General features: G+C 67.0%; 12 protein-coding genes and 1 pseudogene. 1 reads left to right on the top strand and 12 read right to left on the bottom strand.

What is annotated here, in order from left to right; genetic code table 11:
- Window positions 1–92: 92 nt before the first annotated feature.
- From N7333_RS17115 to N7333_RS17130, 4 genes are all read right to left on the bottom strand, one after another.
- On the bottom strand, window positions 93–506 hold the full coding sequence (locus N7333_RS17115) for a CBS domain-containing protein (RefSeq protein ID WP_129482664.1): 414 nt from the start codon (window positions 504–506) through the stop codon (window positions 93–95).
- A 65-nt stretch (window positions 507–571) separates the two neighbouring features.
- Window positions 572–1342, bottom strand: a complete 771-nt coding sequence (locus N7333_RS17120; RefSeq protein ID WP_003246829.1) for an alpha/beta fold hydrolase — start codon at window positions 1340–1342, stop codon at window positions 572–574.
- Window positions 1329–2426, bottom strand: a complete 1098-nt coding sequence (locus N7333_RS17125; RefSeq protein ID WP_012018640.1) for a DUF3182 family protein — start codon at window positions 2424–2426, stop codon at window positions 1329–1331. The genes N7333_RS17120 and N7333_RS17125 overlap by 14 nt, the downstream gene beginning before the upstream one ends.
- Window positions 2423–2854 carry a hypothetical protein gene (locus N7333_RS17130; protein ID WP_012018639.1) on the bottom strand — a complete coding sequence of 144 codons (432 nt, stop codon included), beginning with the start codon at window positions 2852–2854 and terminating at the stop codon, window positions 2423–2425. The genes N7333_RS17125 and N7333_RS17130 overlap by 4 nt, the downstream gene beginning before the upstream one ends.
- Window positions 2855–3044: 190 nt before the next feature.
- Here N7333_RS17130 and N7333_RS17135 point away from each other — a divergent pair, with 190 nt between their 5' ends.
- On the top strand, window positions 3045–5516 hold the full coding sequence (locus N7333_RS17135; RefSeq protein ID WP_279859134.1) for a glycogen/starch/alpha-glucan phosphorylase: 2472 nt from the start codon (window positions 3045–3047) through the stop codon (window positions 5514–5516).
- Window positions 5517–5522: 6 nt separating this feature from the next.
- On the opposite strand, the gene N7333_RS17140 is transcribed toward N7333_RS17135, so the two are convergent.
- From N7333_RS17140 to N7333_RS17175, 8 genes and pseudogenes are all read right to left on the bottom strand, one after another.
- Window positions 5523–5744 carry a hypothetical protein gene (locus N7333_RS17140; RefSeq protein WP_003246825.1) on the bottom strand — a complete coding sequence of 74 codons (222 nt, stop codon included), beginning with the start codon at window positions 5742–5744 and terminating at the stop codon, window positions 5523–5525.
- A gap of 147 nt (window positions 5745–5891) precedes the next feature.
- A complete protein-coding gene (locus N7333_RS17145; protein WP_003246824.1) occupies window positions 5892–6872 on the bottom strand; it encodes a lysylphosphatidylglycerol synthase domain-containing protein in 981 nt (326 codons plus the stop codon).
- Window positions 6869–8071, bottom strand: coding sequence for a cardiolipin synthase ClsB (gene clsB / locus N7333_RS17150; RefSeq protein ID WP_279859135.1), 1203 nt, complete (start codon window positions 8069–8071; stop codon window positions 6869–6871). Before clsB ends, N7333_RS17145 begins: the two co-directional genes overlap by 4 nt.
- Window positions 8068–8856 carry an endonuclease/exonuclease/phosphatase family protein gene (locus N7333_RS17155; protein WP_003246822.1) on the bottom strand — a complete coding sequence of 263 codons (789 nt, stop codon included), beginning with the start codon at window positions 8854–8856 and terminating at the stop codon, window positions 8068–8070. Before N7333_RS17155 ends, clsB begins: the two co-directional genes overlap by 4 nt.
- 28 nt (window positions 8857–8884) lie before the next feature.
- Window positions 8885–10153, bottom strand: coding sequence for a zinc-dependent alcohol dehydrogenase (locus N7333_RS17160; protein ID WP_012018635.1), 1269 nt, complete (start codon window positions 10151–10153; stop codon window positions 8885–8887).
- 298 nt (window positions 10154–10451) lie between these two features.
- Complete coding sequence (glgX, locus tag N7333_RS17165; RefSeq protein ID WP_003246820.1) at window positions 10452–12566, bottom strand: glycogen debranching protein GlgX; 2115 nt, start codon at window positions 12564–12566, stop codon at window positions 10452–10454.
- Window positions 12567–12576: 10 nt separating this feature from the next.
- Entirely contained in the window at window positions 12577–12846 is a 270-nt protein-coding gene (locus tag N7333_RS17170; protein WP_003246819.1) for a DUF2934 domain-containing protein, read from the bottom strand.
- Between the two features lie 16 nt (window positions 12847–12862).
- A pseudogene (locus N7333_RS17175) lies at window positions 12863–14028 on the bottom strand (malto-oligosyltrehalose synthase); the annotation flags it as partial.

The following is a 14028-nucleotide window of genomic DNA, read 5'->3' on the forward strand; positions in this document are numbered from 1 at the left end:
CACCCTACGGGCAAGCAACGCGCGGCACCTCGAGTGAGTAGGGTGCGCCATGCGCACCAGCCGCATGTGCGGTTGGTGCGCATCCCTTGGCATCAATGGGCGCTGGACACTCCGCGCAGGACGGTATCGTTGGCCTGGCGGCTATGCCCGGAGGCGATGTTGCCCAGCGACACCACGCCCACCAGGCGCTTCTCGCGGTTGAGCACCGGCAGGCGGCGCACCTGCAGGTCCGCCATGTTGGCGGCGACGTGGTCGACGTCCTCGTCGTCGAAGCAGTAGCGCACGTTGCTGCTCATCACCTGACGCACCGGCGTATTGCCGTCCAGGCCGGCGGCCACGGCGCGGATGGCGATGTCGCGGTCGGTGACCATGCCGATCAGGCGATCGCCCTCGTTGATCAGCAGCGCGCCACTGTCGATGTCGGCCATCAGGGTCGCGGCCTCGCGGATGCTGCGCTCGGGTTCGAGGGTGCGGACGTTGCGGGTCATGATCTTGCTGATTTTCATCGTTGCTCTCCTTTTGCGGATAAGGGCCGCAGGCCCATGGTTTGCGACTGGCCGAATGCGCCAGTTCAGGAGTAGCGCACCAGCTGGTGCGGGTAGTTGCCGACGCGCGAACCCACCACCATTTCACTGACCCAGTCGATCAGGATGCGGGTGTAGGCCTGCTGGTGACGGTCGTCGCTGAGCCCGTGATCGGCGCCGGCGAGAATGCGGTGGGTGAGCGAGTGGGCCTTGTCGAAGGCCGCGCGGTAGCTCATCAGAGTGGCGTGCGGCACGAAGTCGTCATGCTCGGACTCCACCAGCAGCACGTCGCCGTGAAAGTCCGCGCAGGCAGCCAGGGCCAGGTTGTCCTGCGGCCGCCACGGCTGCTGCCGGTACTGGGCCAGGCGTGCCTTGTCGAGCTGACGCTTGGGCAGGTGCCACTGCTCGTCCCAGTACAGCGCGGGCACGCGCAGTGCCATCCAGCGCACCTTGCGCTGCGCGCTGAGCAGGGTGGTCAGGTAGCCGCCATAACTGCTGCCGATGACGGCGATACAGTCGCTGTCGACGGCGGGGTGGGCGACCAGGCGGTCGTAGGCGGCGAGGATGTCGCTCAGGTTGTGTTCGCGGGTAACCCGGCCCTGCGCCCCGATGTCGCGCTCGTGGCCACGCAGATCGAAGGTCAGGCACACGCAACCCAGCCCGGCGATGCCGCGTGCACGCGCCAGGTCGCGCTGCTGGCTGCCGCCCCAGCCGTGCACGAACAGCACGCCGGGCACCTGGCTGGCCGGGGAAACCAGGGTGCCGGCGATGCTCTCGTCGGCCACCTGGATGTCGATGCTTTCGCTATGCACGCTCATGCTCAGTAACCCTGACGTACTTGCTGATCAAGCCGAGCCCGTCCTCATCGCCCTGGTACAGACAGATCGCCCCCGGCGGTGGCGGCACGTCGCCGTACAGTTCGTGGGTCGAGGCCTGCAGGCTTTGCAGGTCCGGCTGCTCGATGAAGGCCTCCAGCGCGAAGATCTCCGCGGCGCTCGCACCACCCACGCGCCAGGACTGTTCCAGCACGCCGCAGCGCGCGCGGCCGACGGTGTTCAGGCCCTGGGCCACGTCATAGTTGCGCCGCGAGGCGCGAACGGCGGGGTAGGCCTCGAACACCGCCAGCTCGAAGATGCGCGCCTGCTGTACGGCCAGACGCACGGCGCGCGGCAGGTCGAGCGTCATCAGTGCCAGGTATTCGCCTCGTACCAGGGTCAGCTCGGAGCCGCCGTAGACCTGGCAACCGCTGTTGTCCGAGGTCAGCTGCTGGATGCCGTAGTAGCTGAGCGTGACGCCGGCCACGCGAATCTGGCCGACGCTGTAGGTATAGGGCTCCTGCAGGTCCTCCTCGAGCACCAGGCCCAGCTCGCGTATCCGCTGCGGGTCGATGTCGGCCAGCGCCGCATCCAGCTCGCTGGCCGTACGCAGCACCTGCTGGCCGCGTCCGCCGCAGCCCTCGACCGGCTTGAGGCGCACCGGCCCATCGCGCAGAAGGCGCCGGCCGGCTTCCCGTGCATCGTCCAGATCGAAGGCGGTGAAGCCGGGCAGGGTGATGCTTTCGATCTGCCGGGCGAAACGCCGTGACCAGCCCTGCGGCACGTAGCGGGGCGAGTCGAGGGTCGGGTGATTGATGGCCTTGGTGGCCTGGAAGGCATGTTCGACCTGACCACCGAAGAAATCCTGCGGCCCTTCGATGCCCAGCGCCGTCACGTCGCCGACCAGGGTGTCCGAAGGCAGGAAGTAGTACTTGCCCTGGCCGTGCACGCCCGGCTGACTGGGGCCGAGAAAGGGGCAGCCGAGCAGCGCCGCCAGCTTCTCGCCGAGCAGACGCTGGACGCTGCGTTCATGGGCCGTGGAGTGAGCATCGCTGGGCAACAGCAGCAGACCGTCAAACCCCATCATTGCGGATCCCGCCAGGTACCGCCGCTGCTTTCGCAGTCGATGCGTACCTGCCTGAGATCGCCGGCGCGGTAGTAGTGGGTGATCACCTTGGCGTCGTTGGGTACGGCCGGGCGCGGTTTGCCCTGGTCGTCGTCGCCGGCGCGGTAGTTGGCCAGCGTCGCCTGGGTCAGCGCGGCTTCGCAGCTGCCGATCTTGTCTGCCGCGCAACTGGCAACCTTCTGTTGCTCGCGGCGGATCATGTCGGTGCTTTCGTTGCTGCACGACCAGTCGATGGCACCTTCGTCCATCCCGGTGAATTCGTAGCACAGTTCCTGTTCCACCTCGGCGATGGCGTCGCTGGAGGCACTCGAAGTGACGTAGCAGGCCTCGGCCCACACCTGGCCGGCGCTCAGGCAGCCCAGCAGGAGAATCGAAACGGCGGCTCGCATGAAGCATTCCTCAGCATTGGCATTCATGGGTTGTGAGCCGCCCCCGAGGGGGTAAGTTCAGGGTTTTGGATAAGTGGATAGGGCAGAAAAACCCTGAACTCGACGGCGTTCCTGCGGCCACAAACTAGAAAGCCGAACGCTCGTTTCGGTGTCTCACCACTGCGCCGCGCGGCTGCGCGAAGGACAGGCCATGAACGACTCCCAACTGGATACCGACAGCCCCGTCGAACACTTCAAGGCGCTGATTTTGTACAAACTGCGCTATGCCGTGGGCAAGGACCCGGCCAACGCCTACGAGCACGACTGGTTCGAAGCCCTGGCGCTGGCCACCCGCGATCAGCTGATCGATCACTGGGAGGAGTCCTCCACGCAGGTCGATCGCCAGGCCGCCAAGCGCGTCTATTACCTCTCGCTGGAATTTCTCATCGGCCGCCTGCTGATCGACAACCTGAGCAACCTCGGCCTGCTCGACATCGCACGCCAGGCGATGAGCGAACTGGGCGTGGAGCTCGAGCGCCTGCGCGAGATCGAACCCGACGCTGCGCTGGGCAACGGCGGCCTCGGTCGCCTGGCCGCCTGCTTCATGGAAAGCATGGCGACCCTGCGCCTGGCGGCCCACGGTTACGGCATCCGCTACGAGCACGGGCTGTTCCGTCAGGCGATCATCGACGGCTGGCAGGCCGAGCAGACCGAGACCTGGCTGGACTTCGGCAACCCCTGGGAATTCGAGCGCCCCGAGGTGGCCTACCGCGTCGGCTTCGGTGGCGGGGTGACCAACCACGAGCTGGACGACGGCAGCAGTCGCCAGGTCTGGCAGCCGCTGGAAACGGTGCGCGCCATCGCCTACGACACGCCGGTGGTGGGCTGGCGTGGCGCCGCGGTGAACACCCTGCGGCTGTGGCGTGCCCGCGCGGAGGAAAACCTGCAGCTGGACCGCTTCAATGCCGGCGACCACTTCGGCGCCGTGGCCGGCGAGGTGCGCGCCGAGAGCATCTCCCAGGTGCTGTACCCGGCGGACGACACCGAGGCCGGCCAGGAGCTGCGTCTGCGCCAGGAATACTTCCTGGTGTCCGCCTCGCTGCAGGACCTGCTGGACCGCCACATGCGCCTGCACGGCGATCTGCAGAGCCTGCCCGACAAGGTGGCCATCCAGCTCAACGATACCCACCCGGCCATCGCCGTGGTGGAGATGATGCGTCTGCTGGTGGACGAGCACCGCCTGCCCTGGGAGCAGGCGTGGAGCCTGACGGTGGCCTCGACGGCCTACACCAATCACACCCTGCTGCCGGAAGCCCTCGAATCCTGGCCGGTGGCGCTGATGGAGCGTCTGCTGCCGCGCCACCTGCAGATCATCTACCTGCTCAACGCCGAACATATCGACGCCCTGCGCGCCAAGGACATCCACGATTTCCAGCTGCTGCGCTCCGTGTCCCTGATCGAGGAGGATCACGGGCGCCGGGTGCGCATGGGCAATCTGGCGTTTCTCGGCGCGCACAGCATCAACGGCGTGTCGGCCCTGCATACGCGGCTGATGCGCGACACGGTGTTTCGCGACCTGCACCGGCTGTACCCGAACCGGGTCAACAACAAGACCAACGGCGTGACCTTCCGCCGCTGGCTGTTCCAGGTCAACCCGGGGCTGACCCACCTGCTGGTGGACACCCTCGGCGAGGCCGTGCTGGAGGAGCCGGAAACCGCCCTGGCGCAGCTGGAGCCCTATGCCGAGCGCAAGGCCTTCCGCGAGGAATACGCGCTGTGCCGCCAGCGCAACAAGGAAGCGCTGGCCGAGCGGGTGCGCCTGCTGCTCGGGATCAACCTGGACACTTCGGCGATCTTCGACGTGCACGTCAAGCGCATCCACGAGTACAAGCGTCAGCTGCTCAACCTGCTGCATACCGTGGCGCTGTACCAGGCCATCCGCAACGATCCCACCACCGAGTGGGTGCCGCGGGTGAAGATCTTCGCCGGCAAGGCCGCCGCCAGCTATTGGCAGGCCAAGCTGATCATCAAGCTGGCCAACGACATCAGCCGCACCATCAACGGCGACCCGACCGTGCACGGCCTGCTCAAGCTGGTCTTCATCCCCAACTACAACGTCAGCCTGGCGGAAACCATCATCCCGGCTGCCGACCTTTCCGAGCAGATTTCCACCGCCGGTATGGAGGCATCGGGCACCAGCAACATGAAGTTCGCGCTCAATGGCGCGCTGACCATCGGCACCCTGGATGGCGCCAACGTGGAAATGGCCGAGCAGGTGGGCGAGCAGAACATGTTCATCTTCGGCATGACCGCCCAGCAGGTCGAGGCGCGTCGGCGCCTGGCACTGGACATGAGCGACGTGGTGGCCGATTCCGAACGTCTGCAGGCCGCGCTGGGCGCGATTCGCGATGGCGTGTTCTCGCCGGACGATCCGAGTCGTTACGTGGATCTGGTCGATGGCCTGCTGTACCACGACCGCTTCATGGTCTGCGCCGACTTCGAGGCCTACTGGACCGCGCAGCGCCAGGTCGACAAGCGCTGGCTGAAGACCAACGACTGGTGGCGCTCGGCCGTGTTCAACACGGCGCGCATGGGCTGGTTCTCATCGGACCGTACCATCAGCGAGTACGCGCGGGACATCTGGCAGGTACCGCTGCCCCCGCGCACGCCTCCGCAGCAGTGAGGCGCCTCAGCGCTGCACGCGGTGCGCCGGGGTGGGGGCGCCTTTCTTCGGATGCAGGATGCGCGTGACCTGCACGTCGGTGAACTCATCCGGCCATTCGAAGGTGTGCAGCGCGCTGAGGTAACAGCGCGCCTGATCCGGCGTGAGCTCCTCGCGGTCGGATTCGACCTCGACGCTGTGCGGTTGGTTGTTGAGGATGTAGCTGATCAGATGCAGGGGCTTGGCCATGTCGTGACTCCGGTTTTGCAGGGTGGATGGGAACATAGACCCGCGCCCTGCTAGGGGGAGTTCAGTCTTTTCGTCGGGTGGCGTCTGCGTGGGGCGGCGTGTTTGCGTCCAGCGCCTGCGCGACTCACGCCGCGCAGGCCGCTGGCCTCAGGTCTTGCTGGGCACGCTTTCGGCCGTGTCGTTGCCCTGCTTGCGCAGCGTGCGCGCGCGCTTTTCCAGCACCAGGTAGGTGACGCTGGCCAGCAGCAGCGGCAACAGGTAGTAGAGCACCCGGTAGGCGAGCAGGGCGGCGATGATGCTGGCCTGGCCGTACTGATGCTGCAGCAGGGTGAGGAACACTGCCTCAAGCACGCCGAGACCGGCCGGGATGTGCGCCACCACGGCGGCCATGCAGCTGATCAGCAACACGCCGAGCACCGAGGTATAGGTGGCACCTTCCGGCAGCAGCCAGTAGATCAGCGCCGCCATCAGCGCCCAGTTGCTCGCCCCCAGGCATATCTGCGTCAGCGCCATGCCCAGCGAGGGCAGGGTGATGCCGCGCTCGCGCCAGTGCCAGACGCGCTGGCGCGAGAAGGCGCAGATGCCGACATAGGCGCTGACGATGCCGAGCAGGGCGAAGCCCACCAGCTGCAGACCGGTCACTCCCAGGCCCCAGCTCTCCGGCAACTGCACCTGGCGCAGGGCAAAGATCACCCCGGCCAGCGCCATGTAGCCGGTCCAGTTGGTCAACAGGCCCAGGCTGAGAATGCGCGTCACCGTCGAGGCGCTGAGGCCCAGGCGCATGTACAGGCGATAGCGCATGGCCACGCCGCCGATCCAGGTGGTGAAGTTCAGGTTGAAGGCGTAGCACACCATCGCTACCGGCATCACCTGACGGGTCGGCAGATGGTGGCGGCTGTAGCGCCGCGCCAGCAGGTCGTAGCAGCTGAACACCACGTAGCTGGCCAGTACCAGGGCCGCGCCTACCAGCAGGGTCTGCGCGCTGTAGTCACGCAATGCCTGGCGCACTTCGCCCCAGTCGAGGTTGCGCGCCAGCATGTACAGCAGTGCCGGCACCGCCAGCACGAAAAACAGCGTAAGCAGGCGTTTTCCCCAGCGCATCCAGGGCTTGTTCTGAGCGCCGTTCATCCAGTCTTTTCCTCTTCATAGCAGCAGCTCTTGTCTGCCGGATCGAGTGGTTTGAGATTCTTGCGGTGGGCCGGCAGCCAGCCGGCGATGGCCGGGAAGCGGCGCAGGAAGTGGAAGCACAGGAACACCACAGGCGCGCGCCACCAGTAGCCGCGCACCACGCGTTCCAGGGCGATGCGCTGGCAATGCTCGGCCGACAGCTGCTGCAGGTGGTCGTGCAGCAGCTGGTTGAAGGCGCGGTCACGGATGACCAGGTTGGCCTCGAGGTTCAGCGCCAGGCTCAGCGGGTCGAGGTTGCTCGAACCCACCGTGACCCATTCCTCGTCCACCAGCGCCACCTTGCCGTGCAGCGGGCGCTGGCAGTATTCGTAGATCACCACGCCCTCGCGCAGCAGGTAGTTGTAGAGCAGGCGCGAGAATGCCTGCACCCAGCGCATGTCCGGCTGGCCCTGCAGGATCAGCGTCACCTTCACCCCGCGGCGGGAGGCGTTGCGCAGTGCGCGCAGCACCCGATAGCCCGGGAAGAAATAGGCGTTGGCGATCACCAGGCGCTGCCGGGCCGCCTCGAATGCCGCCAGGTGCGCGTCTTCGATGTCGGTGGTGTGGCGTTCGTTGTCGCGCTCGAGCAGCATCACCCGCATGTCGCCGACCGGCGCGCGCGAAGGTTGCGCCGGGCTCGGTTCGCTCAGCGCGGGGCGCAGGAAACGCAGCATGGCCGAATGCAGATCCGCCACCACCGGGCCGCGCACTTCCACGGCATAGTCCTGCTTGGCCATCTCGCCGAAGTCGCCCAGGTGATCGGCCGAGTAGTTGATGCCGCCGACGAAGGCCAGGTTGCCGTCGATCACCACCAGCTTGCGGTGCAGCCGGCGGAACAGGTTGGTGCGCACGCCCAGGCGCTTGGGACTGGGGTCGAAGACATGGACCCTGACGCCTTCGCGGGTCAGCGCCGAGACGTACTCGCGGCCGAGATCGGCGGTACCGTAGCCGTCCACGGCGATCACCACCCGCACGCCGCGCCGCGCCGCTGCGATCAGCACTTCCTGCAGCTCCAGGCCGACCTTGTCCTCGCGGATGATGAAGGTCTCCAGCAGCACCTCGACGCGAGCCTCGCGAATGCAGGCGAACACCCGCGGATAGTAGTCCTCGCCATTGATCAGCAGTTCCAGCTGATTGCCGTCACGCCATATGCCACTCATAGATGGATCTCCGCAGCCAGCGGGGCATGGTCGGACAAGTGCGACCAGGGTCGGGTCGAAAGCACCTGCGGCTTGTGCGCGGTGGCGTTGCGCACGTAGATGCGGTCCAGCCGCAGCAACGGACAGCGCGCGGGGAAGCTTCTCGCCGGTTTGCCGTGATGGTGCTTGAACACCTCTGTCAGCGCATGCGGGGCGAGCTGGTCGTCGGCGCGCTGGCGCCAGTCGTTGAAGTCGCCGGCCACTATCACCGGCGCTGCCGGGTCGAGGGTCGCCAGCAGGTCCAGCAGCAGGCCGAGCTGCTGCCGCCGATGCCGCTCGCGCAGGCCCAGGTGCACGCAGATCGCATGCACTTCGGCATGTCCCGGCACGTCCAGGCGGCAGTGCAGCAGACCGCGCTGCTCGGTGCCGCTGACCGTGACGTCGAGGTTGTGGTACTCGAGGATGGGAAAGCGCGAGAGCAGGGCGTTGCCATGATCGCCGGCCGGGTAGACCGCATTGCGCCCATAGGCGAACTGCGGCCACATGCTGTCGGCGAGAAACTCGTATTGCGGCACGCTGGGCCAGTCCTGAAAGCGCTTGGCATGCATGGCATGGCTGCCCAGCACCTCCTGTAGGAACACCAGATCGGCACCGGTGGCCTGCACCGCGCTGCGCAGCTCCGGCAGGATGAAGCGCCGGTTGAGCGCAGTGAAGCCCTTGTGCGTGTTGATGGTCAGCACCTCCAGGCGCTTGACCGGGGTGACGCGATCGATGATCACCTCGGGATTGGGGATGGTGGTATTCACGGTTGCAGTGCACCTCGTCGGGCCGCGCTCACAGGCGACCCGGTTTCTTCGAACGGGATTCTTTCAGCGGGTCGGCTTCGGCGATGGCGCGGTCGAGGATCGGACCGCCGTCCACGCGCTCCTCGCTGCCGTTGACGGCGTCGTTGCGGGCCGGGCGCAGCTGCACCTTGATCCACCCGCTGTCGCGGCGGTCGAACGCCTTGAAGGCTTCGATGGCATCGCTCATCGGCTTGACCTGGGTGAGGATCTTCGCCGGATCGATGCGCCCGGCCTGGACCATCTCGATCAGCTCGGGGATGTAGCGGCGGTGGTTGCAGTTGCCCATGTTGACGGTGAGGTTCTTGTTCATCGCCTGACCGATGGGAAACTCGCGCGCCTGATGCGGATAGACGCCGACGATGGCCAGGGTGCCGGCCTTGGCCAGGGCATCCACGGCCCACTGCAGGGCCTGCTCGGGCGCATCGCCGGGCTGCCACTGGGCGTTTTCGCCGTTACCCGGCGCGTGGCCATGGGCGGGGCACTGGGCGTCGACGCCGACGGCATCGATGGCGCGGTCGACGCCGATGCCGTTGGTCAGCCGGCGCAGGGTGTCGACCGGGTCTTCACGGTCGAAATGGATCACCTCGGCGCCCTGACGGCGCGCCATGTCCAGGCGGTCGTCGAGGTGGTCGATGGCGAACACCCGCGCCGCGCCGAGCAACTTGGCACTGGCGATGGCGAACTGGCCCACCGGACCGCAGCCGAACACCGCCACGGTGTCGCCGCTGCTGACTTCCGCCAGCTTGGCGCCGAAGTAGCCGGTGGGAAAGATGTCCGACAGCAGGATGGCCTGATCGTCGCTGATCTCGCTGGGCAGTTTGACCAGGCCGATATTGGCGAAGGGGATACGCGCCAGTTCCGCCTGCAGGCCGTCGAAGGCGCCGGTGATCTCCGGGCCGCCGTAGAAGGAGGTGCCTGCCTCCTTGCCGTTGGGGTTGGCCTCGTCGCATTGCGCGTAGTAACCGGCGCGGCAGTAGGCGCAGTTGCCGCAGGCGATGGTGGAGGGCACCACGACGCGGTCACCGATGCTCAGGTTGCGCACGTCGCTGCCCAGCGCCTCGACGATGCCGACCGCCTCGTGGCCGAGGATGGTGCCCTTGCGCATGCCGCCGACCGTACCGCGGACGAAGTGCAGATCGGTGCCGCAGATGGCCGATGCGGTGATGCGGATCACCGCATCGGTGCTGGCCTGCACCTGAGGCTCGGGCACTTCGTCGAGACGGATGTCGCCGATATCGTGGAAAACCACTGCTTTCATGACTGTCTCCCGTGACCGACCGAAGCCGGTGTTGGTGAATTTCGGCTGATGCCCAGATACTGGCTGCAAGCCAGCACCCATGCGGCATACGCGACGGGTCGTGTTCAGGGCCTATGAGTTTTCGAGTGAGCGGGCGAGAGCTGGGTTCAGGTTATTTTCCCCAGCCGTGCCCACCGGCGAGTGGCTCGCCAGGCAGTTCGCAGCCGCGAGGAGAGGGATCGCGGCCCGGGCAGGCTGCCCTGCCGGTCCGCGGAGCGCCTGGAATTACGCCGGCAAGCGACGCAACTCCAAGCCTTTGTCAGCGCAGCAGCTCCAGCAGCTGCAGCGAGCGGCCGGCCAGTTCGACCACCTGCTGCTGCACCGGCGCCGGATCGGTTTGCGCGGTGTGGGTATCGACCAGGCACAGCCAGTGACGCCCGCCGTAGACATCCGGCAACTGGAAGTTGCAGGGCTCGTGGCCGGCGTTGACCAGCAGCAGCAAGGTGGCATCGGCGCCGCTGCGCTTGACCCCCGAAGGCTGCGCTCGGCCGTCCATGAGCATGCCCATGCAGCGCGCCTCTTCGTCGTGCCAGTGCTCCTCGGTCATTTCCTCGCCACCCGGAGCCAGCCAGGTCACGTCCTTGACGTCGATCTCCTCGTTGTAATGACCGACCAGAAAGCGCTGCCGACGCAGGATCGGATAGGTATGGCGCAGGGCGATCAGACGCTGACAGAAGGCCACCAGCTCCCGGCCCTCGTCGTCCAGCGACCAGTCCACCCAGCTCAGTTCGTTGTCCTGGCAGTAGGCATTGTTGTTGCCGTGCTGGGTGCGGCCGAACTCGTCGCCGGCCACCAGCATCGGCGTGCCCTGGGCGAACAGCAGGGTGGCCAGCATGTTGCGCATCTGCTGCACGCGCAGGCTGCGGATCGCGGGATCGTCGGTGGCGCCCTCGCAACCGTGGTTCCACGACAGGTTGCGGTCGGTGCCGTCCTGGTTGTTCTCGTCGTTGGCCTCGTTGTGCTTGTGGTCATAGGACACCACGTCGCGCAGGGTGAAGCCGTCATGCGCGGTGATGAAGTTGACCGAGGCGAAGGGGCGACGGCCGCGCTGGTTGTACAGATCGCCCGAGGCGGTGAGGCGGCTGGCCAGTTCCGCCAGTTCGCCGCGGTCGCCTTTCCAGAAGGCGCGCACGTTGTCGCGGAACTTGTCGTTCCACTCCGCCCAGCCGGGCGGGAAGCCGCCGACCTGATAGCCACCCGGGCCGCAGTCCCAGGGCTCGGCGATCAGCTTGACCTTGCTCAGCACCGGGTCCTGGCGGCAGGCGACGAGAAAGCCGTGGCGCTCGTCGAAGCCGTGCGCATGGCGGCCGAGAATGGTCGCCAGGTCGAAGCGAAAACCGTCCACGCGCATCTCGGTGGCCCAGTAGCGCAGCGAGTCGGTGACCATCTGCAGCACGCAGGGGTGACTGAGATCGAGGGTGTTGCCGGTGCCCGAATCGTTGATGTAGTAGCGCCGCTCGTCCGGCATCAGGCGGTAGTAGCTGGCGTTGTCGATGCCGCGCATGCTGAGCGTAGGGCCGCGCTCGTTGCCCTCGGCGGTGTGGTTGTAGACCACGTCGAGAATCAGCTCCAGGCCGGCATCGTGCAGGTGCGCGACCATCTCCTTGAACTCGCTGATGCGGCCGCTGGCGAGGTAGGCGGGGTGGGGCGCGAAAAAACCGATGCTGTTGTAGCCCCAGTAGTTGTTCATGCCCTTTTCCAGCAGGTGCTGGTCATTGACGAAGGCATGCACCGGCAGCAGTTCCACGCTGGAGACGCCCAGCTCGCGGATGTGCCGCAGCAGCTCGGGGTTGGTCAGGCCGGCGCAGCTGCCGCGGTGCCGGTCCGGCACCGCCGGATGGCGCATGCTGATGCCGCGCAGGTGCGCCTCGTAGATGACCGTGTGTTCCCATGGCACGCGGATGCGCGGCTGCTCGCCCCAGGTGAAGGCGGGGTCGATCACCTTGCTCTTGGGCACGAAGGGGGCGCTGTCGCGCTCGTCGTAGCTCAGGTCGCCGTCCGGGTCGCCGATGGTGTAGCCGAACAGGGCCTCCGACCATTGCAGCTTGCCCACCAGCTGCTTGGCATAGGGGTCGATCAGAAGCTTGTTGGGGTTGAAGCGGTGCCCGGCATCCGGCTCGTACGGGCCGTATACGCGGTAGCCGTAGACCTGGCCGGGACGCGCGTCGGGCAGGTAGCCGTGCCAGATCTCGTCGGTGTACTCGGGCAGTTCGATGCGCTCGATCTCCGTTTCGCCGCGCTCGTCGAACAGGCACAACTCCACGCGGGTGGCGTGGGCCGAGAACAGCGCGAAGTTGACTCCCAGGCCATCCCAGGTGGCGCCCAATGGAAACGGACTGCCCTCGGTCACGCGAGAGCGCTGTTGCTTGCGCATAGGGATGACCTCAGAGTTTCGGGGTTTTCGGAGTACTGCTGCGCGGCGCACGGGGCTTCTTCAGCAGTGCCGGCTGCTCGGCCTCGCTCAGCGGCACGGTCTTGGGCTTGCTGATGCGTTTCGGCTTGGCCGCCGGCTGGGGCTGGGCAGCGGCTTCGGCCTCCGCTTCGGCCAGCTTGCAGGCCATCTGCCAGTGACGCTCGTGCTGACCCTGGGGGCGGCCTTCGGATTCCCAGATCTGGAAGGCGAACTCGCGGATGCGCTGTTCATCGGTTTTCATGGCGTAGCTCCTTGGATCACGAGGTAAGACGAATCAGGTTGACGGGAAACTCGGCCAGCACGGCGGACAGCCGCAGGCCCTGGGGAGATGCAGCGGAGCAAGGAGCGAGCAGGCCACTCGCCTGACCGATGGCCAGCTCTTCGGGCAGCACCACGCGGGTGTCGCCCCAGCGCTGCGGCGGCACGTGCGGCACGGGGTGATCGGCGAGCAGACCGGCGCTCAGGCGCGGGGCCACCACCAGCAGATGCTGGTCGCCATGGCTGCGCAGAAACGCCACTACCTGGGCGGCGTGCTCGCCCTCGATCGCCAACGGGCGGTATTCGCCTTGGGCGAACAGCGCCGGTTCGGCGGCGCGCAGAGCCAGCACGCGCTGAATCAGCCACTGCTTGATGCGTCCGTCCTGCCAGCTCGCCAGCTTGTCGGCAGGCGTGTCACCGGCTTCCAGCGCGGCCTGACGCGCCTGGTAGTCCACCGGGCGGCGGTTGTCCGGGTCGACCAGGCTGAAATCCCAGAACTCGCACCCCTGGTAGAGATCGGGCACGCCGGGCGCGGTCAGGCGCAGCAGGCATTGCACCAGGCCGTTGAGCGCACCCGCCGGGGCGATGGCGTCGACGGTGGCAGCCAGCTCGCTGCGCAGGGCCAGGCCGGCGGGCTCGGCGAGCAGGCGGCGCAGAAAATCCGCGCAGGCCGTTTCGTAATCGTCGTTCGGCGCGCTCCAGGCGGTGTTGAGCTTGGCCTCGCGCAGGGCCTTGCGTTGCCAGTCGAGCAAGCGCTGCAGGTACTGCTGCAGGCCGGCGTCGTCCCCGGCCTGCAGGCCCAGCGGCCAGCTGCCGATCAGGGCCTGGTAGAGGATGGCCTGCTCGCCGCCATCCGGCGCCTGCGGCAGATTGTCGGAGTGCAGCGGTTGCGCCAGTTGCCGCCAGTTGCGCACCCGTTCGGCATACCAGGCCGCTCGCTCGCTGAGCACCGCCAGGCGCGCGCGGCAGTCCTCGCCGCGCTTGTGGTCGTGCGTGGCGGTGGCCAGCAGGTTGTACGGGTGCTGGGCGGCCCGTGCGCGGCAGGCCTGGTGGAACTGCTCGACACTGGCGCTGAAATGCTCGGCATCGAAGCCCACGTCGTAGCGCGACAGCAGCACGCCGGCGCGGTACAGGGCGGTGTCCTCCACGGCCTTGGCTGCCACCG

Origin of the sequence: Pseudomonas sp. GD04158 (assembly GCF_029834875.1) — a bacterium.
GTDB lineage: Bacteria > Pseudomonadota > Gammaproteobacteria > Pseudomonadales > Pseudomonadaceae > Aquipseudomonas > Aquipseudomonas hydrolytica.

What these genes read in the sequence shown, in the direction of transcription:
- N7333_RS17115 (WP_129482664.1), bottom strand. Translation starts at nt 506, where the DNA reads ATGAAAATCAGCAAGATCATGACCCGCAACGTCCGCACCCTCGAACCC.
- N7333_RS17120 (WP_003246829.1), bottom strand. Translation starts at nt 1,342, where the DNA reads ATGAGCGTGCATAGCGAAAGCATCGACATCCAGGTGGCCGACGAGAGC.
- N7333_RS17125 (WP_012018640.1), bottom strand. Translation starts at nt 2,426, where the DNA reads ATGATGGGGTTTGACGGTCTGCTGCTGTTGCCCAGCGATGCTCACTCC.
- N7333_RS17130 (WP_012018639.1), bottom strand. Translation starts at nt 2,854, where the DNA reads ATGCGAGCCGCCGTTTCGATTCTCCTGCTGGGCTGCCTGAGCGCCGGC.
- N7333_RS17135 (WP_279859134.1), top strand. Translation starts at nt 3,045, where the DNA reads ATGAACGACTCCCAACTGGATACCGACAGCCCCGTCGAACACTTCAAG.
- N7333_RS17140 (WP_003246825.1), bottom strand. Translation starts at nt 5,744, where the DNA reads ATGGCCAAGCCCCTGCATCTGATCAGCTACATCCTCAACAACCAACCG.
- N7333_RS17145 (WP_003246824.1), bottom strand. Translation starts at nt 6,872, where the DNA reads ATGAACGGCGCTCAGAACAAGCCCTGGATGCGCTGGGGAAAACGCCTG.
- clsB (WP_279859135.1), bottom strand. Translation starts at nt 8,071, where the DNA reads ATGAGTGGCATATGGCGTGACGGCAATCAGCTGGAACTGCTGATCAAT.
- N7333_RS17160 (WP_012018635.1), bottom strand. Translation starts at nt 10,153, where the DNA reads ATGAAAGCAGTGGTTTTCCACGATATCGGCGACATCCGTCTCGACGAA.
- glgX (WP_003246820.1), bottom strand. Translation starts at nt 12,566, where the DNA reads ATGCGCAAGCAACAGCGCTCTCGCGTGACCGAGGGCAGTCCGTTTCCA.
- N7333_RS17170 (WP_003246819.1), bottom strand. Translation starts at nt 12,846, where the DNA reads ATGAAAACCGATGAACAGCGCATCCGCGAGTTCGCCTTCCAGATCTGG.